Annotated in this window: 9 protein-coding genes; 3 read left to right on the forward strand and 6 right to left on the reverse strand. The window is 58.8% G+C overall.

The window, feature by feature from the left end; all coding sequences use genetic code 11:
- Positions 1 to 382: 382 nt before the first annotated feature.
- The gene (locus AC1AYN_RS06395) at positions 383 to 1,309 is read left to right on the forward strand and encodes a GmrSD restriction endonuclease domain-containing protein (protein ID WP_476532738.1); all 927 of its coding nucleotides are present in this window, start codon (positions 383 to 385) and stop codon (positions 1,307 to 1,309) included.
- 613 nt (positions 1,310 to 1,922) lie between these two features.
- Here AC1AYN_RS06395 and AC1AYN_RS06400 read toward each other — a convergent pair.
- Complete coding sequence (locus AC1AYN_RS06400) at positions 1,923 to 3,914, reverse strand: M28 family peptidase (protein WP_476532620.1); 1,992 nt, start codon at positions 3,912 to 3,914, stop codon at positions 1,923 to 1,925.
- 13 nt (positions 3,915 to 3,927) lie between these two features.
- On the opposite strand from AC1AYN_RS06400, the gene AC1AYN_RS06405 reads away from it, so the two are divergent.
- A complete protein-coding gene (locus AC1AYN_RS06405; RefSeq protein ID WP_476532621.1) occupies positions 3,928 to 4,314 on the forward strand; it encodes a hypothetical protein in 387 nt (128 codons plus the stop codon).
- A 409-nt stretch (positions 4,315 to 4,723) separates the two neighbouring features.
- Here the strand turns inward: AC1AYN_RS06405 and AC1AYN_RS06410 are convergent, their stop codons facing one another.
- The 5 genes from AC1AYN_RS06410 to AC1AYN_RS06430 all read right to left on the reverse strand — a co-directional run bounded on the left by AC1AYN_RS06410 (position 4,724) and on the right by AC1AYN_RS06430 (position 12,564).
- Positions 4,724 to 7,306, reverse strand: coding sequence for a CocE/NonD family hydrolase (locus AC1AYN_RS06410; protein WP_476532622.1), 2,583 nt, complete (start codon positions 7,304 to 7,306; stop codon positions 4,724 to 4,726).
- 265 nt (positions 7,307 to 7,571) lie between these two features.
- The gene (locus tag AC1AYN_RS06415; RefSeq protein WP_476532623.1) at positions 7,572 to 8,366 is read right to left on the reverse strand and encodes a hypothetical protein; all 795 of its coding nucleotides are present in this window, start codon (positions 8,364 to 8,366) and stop codon (positions 7,572 to 7,574) included.
- Positions 8,359 to 8,778 carry a hypothetical protein gene (locus tag AC1AYN_RS06420; RefSeq protein WP_476532624.1) on the reverse strand — a complete coding sequence of 140 codons (420 nt, stop codon included), beginning with the start codon at positions 8,776 to 8,778 and terminating at the stop codon, positions 8,359 to 8,361. Before AC1AYN_RS06420 ends, AC1AYN_RS06415 begins: the two co-directional genes overlap by 8 nt.
- 23 nt (positions 8,779 to 8,801) lie before the next feature.
- Complete coding sequence (locus tag AC1AYN_RS06425) at positions 8,802 to 9,572, reverse strand: restriction endonuclease subunit S domain-containing protein (protein ID WP_476532625.1); 771 nt, start codon at positions 9,570 to 9,572, stop codon at positions 8,802 to 8,804.
- Positions 9,573 to 9,747: 175 nt separating this feature from the next.
- The gene (locus AC1AYN_RS06430; protein WP_476532626.1) at positions 9,748 to 12,564 is read right to left on the reverse strand and encodes a nitrilase-related carbon-nitrogen hydrolase; all 2,817 of its coding nucleotides are present in this window, start codon (positions 12,562 to 12,564) and stop codon (positions 9,748 to 9,750) included.
- A gap of 455 nt (positions 12,565 to 13,019) precedes the next feature.
- On the opposite strand from AC1AYN_RS06430, the gene AC1AYN_RS06435 reads away from it, so the two are divergent.
- Positions 13,020 to 14,855: a KAP family P-loop NTPase fold protein gene (locus AC1AYN_RS06435; RefSeq protein WP_476532627.1), complete on the forward strand. Its 1,836-nt coding sequence runs from the start codon at positions 13,020 to 13,022 to the stop codon at positions 14,853 to 14,855.
- Positions 14,856 to 14,857: the final 2 nt, after the last annotated feature.

The raw sequence follows: 14,857 nt of genomic DNA on the forward strand, positions 1-14,857 counted from the left end.
GCTTAAGTGCCGAAAAATGTCGTGGAACGCATTTTTGGTGGATAAAAATGTCGCAGACGACATTTTTCGACACTTAACCGTGAATCGTCCCCCAAGTGGCCAATCTCGGCATCACGGTTCGTGAGCATTTCGCAAATCCTCCCGAACCGTGCATAATGACTCATGCGACAAACCGTGCCGGACCGGAATCCGGTTCGACCGCATCGGCGCGGCACAGCGTGACGGCACCATGCAAAGCGGCAGATCATCCCGCACACGTAGCCTGCGTCGACGCGATTCAGAGAGAAAGGAAGGAATCATCATGTTCGGAATCCATCGTCATGGAACAGACATATTCGCGACGGCGCTCGCCGCGGCGGCGACGATCGCGATGGCGGCGACGATGCTGGTCGCGCCGGCACCGGCGTTCGCCGCGACCACCGACTTCGAGGGCAAGGCCGCGACCGAGGTGCTGACGACGCTCAAGACCAAGGGACGCGCGCCGAAGACCGGATACGCGCGCACGCAGTTCGGCGCGGCGTGGGCGGACGTCGACCACAACGGCTGCGATACGCGCAATGACATCCTCAAACGCGACATGACCGACGTGACGTTCAAGGCGGGTACCCACGACTGCATCGTCACGTCGGGCACACTCGCCGACCCGTACACGGGCAAGACGATCAGCTTCAAGCGCGGCAACAAGACGAGCAGCGCCGTGCAGATCGACCATGTGGTCGCCCTGTCCGACGCATGGCAGAAGGGCGCGCAGAAGCTGTCCAAGTCGCAGCGCAGGAATCTCGCCAACGACCCGTACAACCTGCTCGCGGTCGACGGCCCGTCGAACCAGAAGAAGAGCGACGGCGACGCGGCCACCTGGCTGCCGAAGAACAAGTCGTTCCGTTGCGAGTACGTGGCGCGCCAGATCGGCGTGAAGGCGAAGTACTCGCTGTGGGTCACCAAAGCGGAACGCAAGGCGATGACGAAGGTGCTCGTCACCTGCCCGACGCAGACCGTGCCGCTGAACGACGAGGCGCAGGCGGCGGCCGATGCGGCAGCGGCGGAAGCGCAGCGCAAGGCGGAAGAGGAGGCGGCCGCCAAGGCCGCGGCTGAGGAGGCCCAACGCAAGGCCGCGGAGGAGGCGCAGCGTCAAGCCGAAGCGCAGGCGCAGGCCCAAGCCCAAGCGCAGCAGCAAGCCCAGCAGGACGCGAACGTCTACTACCCGAACTGCTCGGCCGTGCGCGCCGCCGGCAAGGCCCCGCTCTACCAGGGCCAGCCCGGCTACTCCACCAAGCTCGACCGCGACCGCGACGGCGTAGCCTGCGAGTAGCGAGGCGTCACACCTGGAGGCCGTCGACTTCGGTCTCGCCCGCAAGTGCATGGGCTGGGATAAGTGAGGTCGTCGCACGGCACGGGGTAATGGGCCCGTACTTCCTTCCACTCCGATGGTTCTCGCCAAGCGATGACGATGACGATGGGTGCAATGTGTATGGTCCGGCACGTGATGTGTATGGTTCGACGGCTTTCCTGCACGGTTGAAGGTGCAATCTGTAAAGTCGCGCCCCCAGCGTGTGGAATCGAGGGCACAACGTGTAGGGGCACCCCGTGAAGAGCAAGCGAAACCGACCAAACCGCGATGTGGGGAGCCTTGGAATTCCAAGGCTCCCCACATCGTCGGCATCGGGCTCACGCGTCTTCTTCGGCACCTGTGTACGCACATTACGGCTCAGGGACTGCACGTTGCATCGAAAATCATGCACGTTGGGCCGAAAACCCTGCACGTTCGACCTCAAACCATGCACATAAGCCGCGGAACCATACACAAACGTCTCAGGGGTGGGAGGTCGATACTCGATTCCCGCCCCTGAGACACGTTGGAACGCCGCAAGGCAGTTTCTGGGGCCGCTTCCAGGGGCAGCCGCCCCAGAATCGTCCCCGGAAAGCTACTCCCGCTTCCCGTCGGATCCCGCGTATCCGTCGCGCACGCCGCGCACGCGAAGCAGGCCGACAGCGGCGATCAGCAGCACGGCGGCCACGGCGAGTGGTCCGGCGACAGCGGAACCGGTGTTCGACAGGCCATTGCCGTTCCGGTCTCCGGAACCGGACGCCTGCGCGGATCCCTGTCCGGCCGCGTTGGCATTCCCGGCATTGGCGTTCCCGGCGGCAGAGCCGGAACCGGCGTTATTCCCGGCCCCCGCGTTACCGGCACCATCACCATTCCCGTTATCCCCCTTCGCCACATGCGCGTTGTACGTGGCGGATTCGCCGAACATGTCGACGACGCTCACCGTGTGGTCGGCGTCGTCGGCGGCGAGGGTGACGTCGCCGTTCTCATCCACGGAGGCCGGTTTGCCGTCGACCTTCACGTCGTTACGGTAGTTGTAGGCCACGTGGAACGTCGTGTCGCCGGTGTAGGTCTTGCCGTTCTCGAGGCCCTGCACGGGCGCGGCGGCCGTGTTGTACACGGAGAGCGCGAACACGCTGGCGAGAATCGTGGCGCGTTCGATGCTGTAGTTGCCGGTGAACGGGTGGTCGTCGCTGACGACGGTGAACCGGTCCTCGTCCGAGGGCCACTGGTAGATGTCGCCGATCACGTGGTAGTTCTGCTCGGTGACGTCGTTGCGCCCGTCGCCGATGCGGTCGCCCCAGAAGATGTACACGCTGGGGATGCCTTCGCCGAATCCGAGCTTGGGCGTACCGTTCGCGCCCGTCGCGCCGGTGATGGTCGCGTGGTCGGAGCAGCTGCCGAAGTACTGGAGGTCGACGGTGTCGTCAGGGCCCTTGGTCCACCATTTCGCGTACTTGCCGTCCGTGTAGTCCCAGTAGCGTTCGGCCTGGCGTTCGGCCACGTCGCCGGCGACGCTCTGCTGCGGCTTGCCGTCGGCGTCACGGTAGGGCGTGTGCACGGTGAGCACGCTGTTGCGCGTCTGCGAGGTGGCGGCCATGTCCATGTTGTAGTAGGCGATTACATGCTGTTTGCCCCAGTCGTTCGGGTACAGGAAGCTGCTGTAGAAGTGCGCGGAGCCGACGAGCCCGTCCTCCTCCGCGGCCCAGAGCGCGAACACGACGTTCACGTTCGTGGGAATGTTCTTCAGCGCCTTGGCGATGGCGAGCACGTTGACTGTGCCGGACAGGTTGTCGTTCGCGCCTTCCGCGCCGAACACGCTGTCGCGGTGCGCGCCGACGATCACGTATTTGTCGGACGGCTGCGCGGCCTTCTTGACGGCGAGGATGTTGCTCGTGTTCGTGTTGCGGCGGTTGACGACCGTCGCCTGCACACTCTGCGGCTTGCCGTCGGCCGCGCCGCTGCCGGCCGCGCCGAGCTTCTTCACGATCTGCCGCCCGTCGAGGTAGGAGGCGAGGATCACCGGGATGGTGATGTCGCCGCCGGTCTTGGGTGCGGGGAACGGCCGCTCGGCGGAGGTGCCGCCGTCCTCGTTGACCGTGTACTTGCTGTGGAAGAACACGACGGCCTTCGCGCCTTTGGCCTGCAGCGCGCGGGCCACGTCCGCGTAGGCGGTGCTGTTGCGGTCCCACTGGTCGTAGGTCTTGCGGTTGGTCAGCACGATCTTCCCGGCGATGTCGTTCGCGTTCGCGGCGACGGCGTCGTCCACGTCCGCGTAGTAGACGGTGTCGCCGGTGACGGTGGGCGTCTCGTAGCCCTTGTACACGCTGTCGTCCGCCCAGCCCGGCGCGAGCGCCGTGTACTCGCGTCCGTCGATGGTGACGGATGCGCCGATGCGGCTGTTGACGCGGTCGTTGGCGAAAGTGTCGAAGTAGTCGTCGGTCCCGTCCGCCGCGGTCGCCTGCGAGAACGGTCCGTAGCCGAGTTCCTTGAAGTCGTTCGCGAAGTAGTCGGCGCTCGCCTCGTCCGCCGGCGTTCCGGCGACGCGCGGACCGATGTTGTCGTGCACGTACTGCACGTTCTTCAGCATGTAGTCGTCGTCGATGCCGTCGAGCAGCGCGCGCTCAGTAGCGTCGAACGGCGCGGCATTGGTGGTGTTGGTTGCGGTTGCCGCCGCACTGGCCGTGACGGCGTTCGCGTTCTGTTGCGTCGCATACGACGCCGGCGTGACGATCGCCGCGGTGGACAGCGACAGCGCGGCGGCGAGCGCGAGCGCCGCCGCCTTGCGCAGTCGCGTGGTTCCGCTGCGTCGCGTGGTAGCCGTTAAGGTTGTTGCTGCGGTTGCGACCGCCGTCGCGGGCGATGTCGGGGCGGATGACGTCGCGGATGATGACGTCGCGGATGATGATGACGATGCTGTTGCCGTCGATGATGTCGCCGTGGTCGATAATCCGATCGACGATGCTGTTGTGGATGATGCGGTCATATGATGTTTCGCGCGGGACACGACCGCCCCGCGCTTCTCCTTCCTCTCGTTTTCCCCGTACCCGGCAGTAAACACCATCAGCCGCGTTGCTGTCCAACAACAAAAACATATGTGTCGTCATAGAGGCGGGTTATACGAGCGCCAGAAGGTTCGGACACTGCGGATCTTGGCGCGGCCCAACGAACCGCGGCGCAAAGAATCCCGGAAATCATCAGCCATGTCCGGGAATATGTGCACCCACCACGACTCAGCGCAAGAAATCCGGGACGACAGCGTTATTGTCCGGGAATCTTTGCACTGAGACGGTCTCAACGCAAGAAATCCCGGAAATCGACGTGGATTCCCGGGATTTCTTGCGCGGCAACTGGTATTGCCGTCAGTCGCCCAGCGCAAGGCGCATGCGCGTCACGCAATCACTGGCGGTGGCGACGGCGGATGACCATCACGGTGACGCCGGCCGCGCACGCGACCACCGCCACGATGACCACCGCCAGAATCGCCGATCCGGTGTTGGAGAGCGGGTTCCGATCGGACGAGCCGTTATTGCCGGAGACCGGTCGGGCCGTGCCTGTCACGGGACCGGCCCCGTTCGTGCCGGGTTCAGGCCTTTCCGGAGCGGCCGTCACCATCACCGACGCGGAATCCGACCAGTCCGATGCGGATTCGCCGGTCAGCGCACGCACACGCACTGTGTAATCGCCAGCGGGAACACCACTAATCACACCGGTCGTCGCATCCGTGCCAGATACCTTTGTCGAGTAGCTCTTCGCATCGGTTCCCACCTGCGCAGGCACCGCTTGGATTTCATAGCCGTCCACGGTTAGCAGCGAGTCATTGCCTTCCGGCGACTTCCACGCCACGGTGACATCGCCACCGCCACGGACCGGCTTCGATTGCGCCGTCACACTGGTAGGTGCCGCGGATTTCGCCGTAGTGCTCAATGGCAGGGTGAGCTTGGCATCAGCAGTGCTCACAGTGAAGTCGGACAAGCGACCGGTATCGGCCAGTCGAGTCGACGTATTGAAGATGACGAGCCCAAGCCGATGCCCGGCAGGAACCGTGTAGTCGGTGGCGTACGCGTCCCAAGAAATCGGATAGTACTCGTTGACCGGCGTTGGAGTAAGCGCGGTCAGCGAATCCTTGTGGGCGGTATTTACGTATCCGCGCGTGATCACATACGCATCGGAGGTCACTTTGCGTTCGGATCCGGTTGGCGAACAACCGTCGTCGTATTGACCTTCACCTCCGAGGCACAACATGTGGTTCTCGTCATATTCCACCGTGGATAGTGCGGGCGTGGCCTTGATGCGGGTGCCGTTGCCGTAATCGACGAGCGCGAACGATAGATTGGCATCGGCATCGGAGGCCTTGACCTTCAGCGACAGTGCAGGCGTACCGGAAATGTGGGCTGGGGCCTGCAACGGCTCCGTCAGATAAGCGAGACGATTCTCCTGAGGAATGGACCGTGCGCTGTCGAGCGGCTGCCCGAGCTGGTCAGTCGTCTCGTCCTCAACGCCTTCATCCACACGGTAGCCGCCGAAGCCCTCCTCAGTGCCGGAAACGGCATGCGCGCTGGTTCCAAGCGTTCCTGCGCTCGTACCATTCTTCGCGGAGTCGAGTGTCAACGTCACGTTCTTCGCGTCGGGCGTCGGCCAAGATGCATAGTCCTTCCATGTGCCGTCAGAAGACTCGACGGATGCCTGCGGCTCGCTCATGATGCCGTTGTCGATGCCGTACAGCCAATGGTCATACCACTTGTGCAGGGTGAGAATCCACTCGTCATGACGGTAGTATTTCGGATTATCGTGACCGTTCTGAGTGATCCAAATCTTGCTGGGCACATGGTGCTTCTGAAGCAACTCCCAGTACTTATCCACGTTGTTCATCTTGGTGTTGAGATCGTTGACGCCTTGGATGAGGAATACGCTGGCCTTGATGTTGCCGACCTTATCCTCGTAGTTGCGCGCCGCCCAGAAGTCGTTGTAGTTGCGGGTGGAGAGCTCAGCCCCCTTGTTCATTGCGTTCCAATGGCCAGCGGCCGCGCACTTCGCGTTCTGAGTTGGATCAGTGACGAGCGAGTTCGCGAACGCGTCCGGTTCCCACCAGTTGCTGAGCTGCGCACCGTTGTTGCGGTACCAGTTGTATTGGCTGCTGATGGATTCTTCAGGAATGACGGTCTTGAGGCCTTCGACGCCGGTGACGGCAAGTGCGTTGGCCGCGGCACCATCGTATGATCCGCCTTCCACGCCGATCAACCCATTGGACCAGTCGGCTTTCTCCTCGTTGGCCTGGCTGCGGTTGGTAAGGGAACGATAGCCCTTGACACGACCGTTGAGCCAGTCGACAACGGCCTTCGCGGACGCGACATCATTCGGGCCCTCGATGTCGGTGCACCCTTGCGACAGTGCGGTGCCGGTGATGTCGAGCATGATGTACGCATAGCCGCGCGGCACGAAGAAGTTGTCGTAGTTTCCGGCGAACGAGGTCTGACGGCTGTTGGCCTTGTCGTTCATATCCTCATATTGCTTGGCCTGCAGATCGCCGTAGTACGGGCTCGCATCCATAATCGCCGGAATTTTCCTGCCATCGAGCTGCGTATCGCTGGGGCGGATGAAGTCGGCGCGGACGAGGTCGGTCTGCCCGTCCTTGTCGCTATCGATGCCGGTGTCGATGTATACGTAGTCGCGGGTGGCGTCTTTGTAGTCGTATTGGCTGGTGGTACCGCCCGGATAATCGTATTCCTTGTCCTGACGGGTTTTGCTCGGCTCGTCGTTCGCACCGTTAAGGCTGTACGTCCCGGCAGCACCATGGCTCAGGTAGTTGTCGGACAATTGCAGTCCGGTACGGCCTCCATCCGTTCCGGGACCGACGTTCACGGTCTGCGCCGAAGCGGCGCCATTCGTCGATTTCGGCGCAGCTGTGGCCGCTGTCGGCACGCCCAACGCCATGCCGACGGTCACACCCGCCGCAATCATAGATGCGATGACGCGCGTCATGCTGCGAACGCCTGCGCGACCGACGTATCTGGCACCGCGAGTGCCGTATCGACTGTCTCTTGCCTGCTTCACCGACTGCGAGGATGCCGATGATCGCCGGTTCCCGTCAAAGAGCTCCATGCCCCCCTGCTTTCTGCGGCGCCGTCATTCCGCAAGAGGGGATTGCGCCGCGTGGCGCATCATCGATAACCGAGACACGTCTCTCCCTTCTCCACTCGGCCACCATACTCACCTCGTGTTTCGGGAAACTGCTGATGGAAAGAAACTACAAATTCCCCAGACCGTGCGCCGTATATATATCCCACAGTATGCGAAGGTTGACTTCCAGGTATTCCGGCTTGGCCGTCCTGCATAGTACGACGGCCCAACTGCACACTAAGAAGACCATCAGCAGAATCTGTACCGTCTGCAAACGCATACGCCATGTGACGGAACACAACGCACGCTTTTCGATTGTCTTCGAAGCTCCCCATCTCCAAGCCACGCTCTGAATTATGCCACTGACGAAGGGCAGCACGACTAGCATCAACGGCAACGCCCGCACCATGAACAGCAAAACGGAGTTAGGAACGAATACCAACATTATCAAAGAGTAAACACAAACAAGAATCATCAAAGACGACAAATATGCAACAAATTCATCACGCTTTGACACTAAGGAAATAATATATGAAATAATGAAACCGAATACAATAACAAACAATGCCGCCCCAACACGAATTACGGTTTGATATCGTTCAAGCCCATCAATAGTCTTATCAATATGAGGCACATAAGAAAGCAATATGAAAAGCATGGGAAATGAAAACAAGATGCCAACAAACCAAATAGCAACAAAAGACATGAGTCTAGCTTCTACAGCAGAACGCATTTGACTTACAATAGGAAGATACCAAGGACGCAAGTCATTCAACGAGGGACGCCTAGCCCTACCGCGAATCAGTTTTTCCAACCGCGTTGCGGCAATATATGAAACAACCAATACCCAATCAACAACGCTCAACTTTTTCATATACGACTCTAATGTTGCACCGATATTAAACAATCGGCTATCATGCATTACGAAATTTATTTTTTGTCTTTTTAAAAGGCGCAACGGAAAGATCACAATGAATCTTCCACAGCGCTTCCGCTTGAGAGATAATCACAAATCCCACCATAGTCTCACTCAACGTACTTACGAATCCGCTGGTCCCAGGTATGGGGAGAACCGGAAACACGAATATCACCAATGAGATTATAGGGAATACCGACGCCTCATGAATCAAGCCCAAGGAACGCCCACATTGCACAGCCCTCCAAACAAGCACAAGTGCCCAAATGCTAAGAATGAGCAGAAAATATAATGTTACGTTAAGCACTTTATACTGTTTGCCAAACAGACGCTCCACTCCCAATGACGACATAATCAATAACGCTGAACATATTCCCTGAAGCAGGAACCATTTACCGTATTTCAACATAGCCATCATTCCACTCCCATCATATGCCGATTTCAAAAATCACAAAACTCACCAGGAGAACATTCAGTTTTCTTACTCATTCCCATATCCCAACTATTTGCTATACGACCAAGCACACGGGAATCCATCCATTCCCAAAAAGGATGTCCGACATACTTAAAACGGATAAGGACATAGCCTGAAGCCGCAAAGGATGCCGGCATCATACCATCCATCTTTTTATACCCAATCAAGGAACCCGTTCTCGTAAACAAATCCTCTCCAAGTTTGAAACCAGAGTTCTTTTTTGTTTTAATATTATTGCAATATACAGCACTAACTATTTTCACATGAAAGGGATATTCGCTTTTTAATACCACATTGTCCCAGATTTGCCTCGGCTCGACGTTGTCGGCCGACACGAAAGCATTCACTTCAAACGCATACCCAAAAACACTATCTTTAGTCGGCATATTTACGGCAACATGAACGTTCTTAGCTTGCAACGACTTGTTTTCTGCTGAATTGGCTACATACACGCGCGCCTCATATTCTTCCCCATCTTTCAGTTCGATAGTGTCCATCCACCCATTAACTGATTTCTTATCCCATTTGTTTTGATCAACGTTACGCACTCTGAAGAAATTGCGCTCGTCTCCGACATCAGGATTGTCCGTTATTGAATTGAATGTGTTGTACGGAGCTGGATTCTCCATCGTGAAGGTCTTCCGCTCCGGACCCCACGCATAGGCAGATGGCGCACATATCGCCAGAGCCAGCACCACGCCTGCACAAGACGCCAAAATCCTTTTAAAACGCCACATCGCGATTCCCCCAATCTCCTTCGATCGCCCCTACTCTACCACCGACAGCCGCACGATGTTCGGGCAGCATGCGGCGATTCCCTACGCGCACTCCACTCCTGACATGCACAAATACGAATAGGTGGGGGCACGCGATAGATATCACGTGCCCCCACCGAATATAGTCAGCAACAAGCTATCGTTCACACCTGCTACGGAAGCGTGTGCGAATCAGCACACCACTGGCACCTGCGCCGAGGAGAAGGATGGCTACGGCGACCACGGTCGCGGTATCGGCACCGGTGCCGGGCATGGAAGCAGGCTGCTTCGTCTTCGTATCGGAACCGCTCGCCGCGTCCGACTTCTTGCCGGTGGCATCGGAGCTGCCCGAACCGGAACCGGGTGTTGCACCCGTACCGGAGCCATTTCCGGTTCCGGTCCCCGGCTTCGCGGTCAGCGCAGCCAAGGCCGTATCCAGATCGCTCACAGCCGCGGTCACCAGATCGCTCTGTTCGCTGCTGAACGTGGTGTTGTTCTTCAGCGACAGCGCCTCCTCGTACGCTGTGGTCAGCGTCGTCACGGATTCGTCCGTGTATTTGCCGGTACCTTCCGACGCACCGAGAATCGTCTCCGCCTTTGCAATCGGCTCATCGAGTGCGGACTTGTCCAAGCCGCTCATCGCCGGGTACATCGATTGGTAGCCGGCGATCGTACGGACGGCGAGCGCATCGTACATCTTCGAGTACAGCCTTGCTTGGAAGTTCGTGATGCGGAATCCGGCCTGCGACAGGTTCATCGTACGGTATTCGAGGTTGTCGGGATCGTACGCGCCCTGCGCAAACGTCATGTCGACGGAGGTATCGGCGGACGCGCCCTTGCCGCTACCGCTCGTGTCGAGCGCGCTGCCGGTCGCATAGTCGAAGCGAGTGCCGTTCTTGCCGGACCATGCGTTGATAATCAGGCTGGAGGTGCGGAACGGGTCGTTGCCGACTCCGGCGTAGTTGTATCCGGCGACCGGTTTGCCGCTGGACACGGTCTCGCCGGAATCATCTACCGAGTACACGGGATTGCCGTCCGCATCGAGCGGATATCCGTCGGGCCCCCACACGTTGTCACTGACGACGCCGAGTCCGTCACGATCCGTGTAGCTGCCCATGCGGGTCTCACGGTACCAGGCGTTGCCGGTAGTGGCGGTCGGGTGCAGCAGGAGTTCGGCGCCGCTCGCCGCGTAATAGCGTCCAAGTTCCGGGTAGAAGTGGCCGTCGCGGCAGATGTCGATGCCCACCTTGAGCGCCTTGCCGTCCTTGCCCTTCCACTCCGGCATGTCGAACATGACGGGGGTGTCGCCGGGCACGGACCAGACCTTCTCCTCGTTGCCGGCACGATGCATCTTCTGGTAGGAGTCAGTATGACCGTCGGGGAAGCAAATCGCCGCGGAATTGTAGACCTTGCGGATGCCATCACTGTCGGTGATCGGCCCACCGTCGGGCATTTCGGGCAGCCCGAAGATGATGTACATACCGTATTCCTTGGCGGCGGCAGCCATCTTCTGTACGGAGGGGCCACGCGACGTGTCGCCGTCCGCGCCCTTCACCTTCTCGGCGAGCAGCACCTGCATGTAGTCATTGCTGTTCGCGAGCGTCTTGTTGACTTCCGGATTGGCGGTGTGGGCGTCGTTCTTGCCGGCCGGATCGGTGCTGTCATAACCGGTGAGAATCGTCTCGGGGAACACGATGACATCCACGCCCTTCTCGTGCGCCTCCTTGACGTAGCGGAGCATCATGTCGACGTTCTTCTCCTTGTCGCCCCAGACACCGCTGACGTTCGCGACCGCGGTGGTGGGACCGTCCTTGGAGCCGAAGGTGTACGACAGTCCGTCGCCGCTTTCCTGCTTATCAGCAAGTTCCGCGTACCACTTCGCGTAGTAATCGGGGTGGAAATCGTTAGCGACCTGCGTGGTGCTGCCGGCGCCGAGGCGCAGATCCGTGTCGTTGACGAGCGCGCCTGCCTTCGCGGTGACAAGCGTGCCATCGGTGTTCTGCCCGGCATAGTATTTCGCCGAGCCAAACCCGCCCTGGAGGATGACGCTGCCGCCGGGGAAATCGTAGGGTTGGGTGCCGTCATCGCCCGTATACCCGTCCGGCCCGACGAGGTCGGCGCTGGCGATGGTCAGTCCGTCACGTGACGCAATGGATTCAAGGCGGTTACGGTAGTACCATTCCCAACCTTTCGCGTCCTTCACGCCATCACCGTCGATGTCGGTGTAGCTACGCGACGTGGCGGTGGGGTTGACGAGCAGGCTGACGCCCTGCGCCGCATAGTATCGTTCAATCTCCGGCTGCGCGTACGTGTCGTAGCAGATGCTCAATCCCATCAGCCCCCATTCGGTCTGGAGGATGACCGGCGTGGTGCCGGGCGTCGCCCAATCGCCTTCGACCGGCGCGATTTTCTGATAGGAGGTGACCTTGCCTTCCGGCGAAATGGCGAACGCGGAGTTATAGGCGTGGTTCGTGTCGCCGGGAATCTTCTCGGAAGTGCCGTAGATGACCCACATGCCGTCGGCCGCCGCAGCCGTGGCGATTTCGCGTGTGATGGGGCTTTCCGTCGTCTCCGCCTGCGAGACCGCCATCTTATAGTCAGGCGAATCCGGGTCGGAGGAGTACACGTATCCGGTGAGCGCCATTTCAGGGAAGACGATCATCTTGACACCGGACGCATGCGCATCGGCGATGTACTTGAGCATGCTCGCCTTGTTGGCCTGCTTGTCGCCCCATTTCGGAGCGAAATTCACGACGGAGAGCTGCCCGGCGGGAATCGTGCCACTGGTCACGGTGGCAGCGGACGCGGTCTGACTGCTGGTGAACGGATCGGCGTAGGCGGTGGCGGTGATGCTTCCCGCCGCGGCGGACGCGAGTCCGAACGTGGCGAGCATCGCCACACCGCTCATCGCGGCGGCGAATCTGGTGAATATAGGGCGACGCGTTTGCTCCCGTCGGCGCAATGAGTTCGACATGACGCTTCCTCTCTCTCATGGCTGCGTGATGATCCGCACGACATCGGCCATGCCGGAATCACGATTGAGAGGCATCATCGTCGCCGTTGTTTGCAGGAGCGAATCCACACGGTTTCCAATTCGGGAACATGACGTTACCGACGGTTTCCCAACGGTTTCCGTGGGGTTTCCGCGCGAATCGAGGCGTCATATAATGCCCCCGCAGCAAAACACACCTAATTACACGATTGCGTACCTAATTGCACCATTGCGCACCGTTGCAAACTCATCTCTCTGCCCACTGATGTCCGAACAGCGTTTCCGCTTCCTCGTTCACCGAATCATCCGATGTATCGTTGTTGCGGAATGATTCAGCGCTGACTCCCCGGAAGTAGGTACGGATGGCACCCCAAACGCGTACGAGCACAACCCCCAAGCCCACAACACCCATCCCTATGTTGAACGACCTGCCGATCATGGACAAGCCCCAACTCGGCTACGAAGCCTATGCGAATACATTGGCCGCAATCATCTGTGGTGACGATACGAGCGATAACGCAAACGGCTCCGCACTCGATAACACGCCGATGACCATCGGACTGTTCGCACCATGGGGAAGCGGAAAATCCACGTTGCTGAGCAGCATCCAACAGAAAGTCGAAAAGCAGTCGAGGCAACAGTCCATCGTCATCAGTTTCAATGCATGGCACCACGAGCGTTCCTCCAACCTTGATCAGGAACTCATCGGCGCAATGTATCAAGCGGTAAAAAATATGCTTGAACAGGAGGAAAGCACCAAGAAGCATACCCTGTCCGACCATGCACGTACCGCAATCCAATACATGAAAAGCCTTCTCGCCGGGTTGGCACATGCAGCGGCCAATACAACCGTCACTGTCGGTGCGAACGGTCCCGTGACAACGGAATTCACCCTCGCCCAATACGCCAACGCAATCCCTGACCTTAAACAATCGGCCAATCCCACGTTGAAGCGCGTATCCGAGATACTGGAAACACTTCCATTCAACGAGAACAGTTTTTCCATGTCTCAGGCTCTCGACCTGCTTGCCGGATGCCTAGCGGTAGCCAACAAACGGCTCGTCATTCTCATCGATGACTTAGATCGTTGCGCCCCGGACAGCATCACTCGTTCCATAGAGACCATCAGTTCCCTGACCGGACGAGCCGGCATGATTTTCGTGCTTGCCTTGGATCGCAACTACATCGTCAGTGCTTTGGAGACGCACTACAAATCACACGGCAGCGCCATCGACGGAACCCGGTATCTCGAAAAGATCATCCAGCTGCCATTTACCATCCCGCTATCCGAATTCTCCCAGAACGCCGGCACACAGGTCACTATCGAAAATCTCGTAGGCAAGAAAAGCTGGGGGAAGATCCTGGGCACTTGGCTTGACAGAAGTCTCAAGGATGATGTACGCATAATCGCACTGGAGGCATTGCAATCCAACCCACGACAGACGAAGCGCTTCATCAACACGTTCCTGTTGCTGTCAAGCATGTTCTGGGACCGACTGCACGACGCAGCCGAACCGGTAGATCAGAAGGCGTTCCTATATCTGCTGGGATTGCAGGTCTCGTGGCCGGGCCTTTACGCGAAAATCGCACAATACGTCAACACCATCGACGCCGAACAGTTGGAGACCAAGCTCTCCTCCCTCGACTTCATACATGACATCACCGAGAGCGAAGAGACATCCGACGATACCAACCAGCAGACGAACGGCCTCCCGTCGTCGGTTTCGAACGTCATTGGCAAAAATGAGTTCCTATATGCGCAACGGTACCTTCGCAACCAAGTGTTCACCGACATGAAGCTCAGCACCGTCAAACGCATCATGCAGATTACACCGATGGCCGTGAACCAGACAACGGATTCCGTAGGTCGGGACTTCTCCAAATGGAATTGGACCGAGGAGGGGCATGCCGCATACAAAATCGGCAAGCAGGAAATTCTGGAGCGAATCGCACATAAATTCGCCCAAGATAACCCCCACATCGACAGAGATACCTTCGAACAACGCCTAGGGAAGGAGATCCAGGCGGCCGTACCCAAGAGTTCCCTTGCCCCGACTGCCCGTTTCGACCGTAACCGACTGTTGGTGGTCGTTACATCCGCCACCGATGACCGCGAAGATCGCATCCTGAGCTTCGACAACGATAAGAATCTCTACGCGATGAACGGAGGCTGTGGATACCCGTATCAGCAGTCGTTCGGAACATATATCCAACGACCAGTCATCGAATACTTCCGCGATAAGAAGCACTATCCCATCGAGCAGGATCACTGATT

It is taken from the genome of Bifidobacterium sp. LH_413 (assembly GCF_056357015.1).

Excerpts from the sequence above, each read along its gene's own strand:
- AC1AYN_RS06395 (WP_476532738.1), top strand. The coding sequence starts at position 383 with ATGCTGGTCGCGCCGGCACCGGCGTTCGCCGCGACCACCGACTTCGAG.
- AC1AYN_RS06400 (WP_476532620.1), bottom strand. The coding sequence starts at position 3,914 with ATGCTGAAGAACGTGCAGTACGTGCACGACAACATCGGTCCGCGCGTC.
- AC1AYN_RS06405 (WP_476532621.1), top strand. The coding sequence starts at position 3,928 with ATGCCGTCGAGCAGCGCGCGCTCAGTAGCGTCGAACGGCGCGGCATTG.
- AC1AYN_RS06410 (WP_476532622.1), bottom strand. The coding sequence starts at position 7,306 with ATGACGCGCGTCATCGCATCTATGATTGCGGCGGGTGTGACCGTCGGC.
- AC1AYN_RS06415 (WP_476532623.1), bottom strand. The coding sequence starts at position 8,366 with ATGCATGATAGCCGATTGTTTAATATCGGTGCAACATTAGAGTCGTAT.
- AC1AYN_RS06420 (WP_476532624.1), bottom strand. The coding sequence starts at position 8,778 with ATGATGGCTATGTTGAAATACGGTAAATGGTTCCTGCTTCAGGGAATA.
- AC1AYN_RS06425 (WP_476532625.1), bottom strand. The coding sequence starts at position 9,572 with ATGTGGCGTTTTAAAAGGATTTTGGCGTCTTGTGCAGGCGTGGTGCTG.
- AC1AYN_RS06430 (WP_476532626.1), bottom strand. The coding sequence starts at position 12,564 with ATGTCGAACTCATTGCGCCGACGGGAGCAAACGCGTCGCCCTATATTC.
- AC1AYN_RS06435 (WP_476532627.1), top strand. The coding sequence starts at position 13,020 with ATGGACAAGCCCCAACTCGGCTACGAAGCCTATGCGAATACATTGGCC.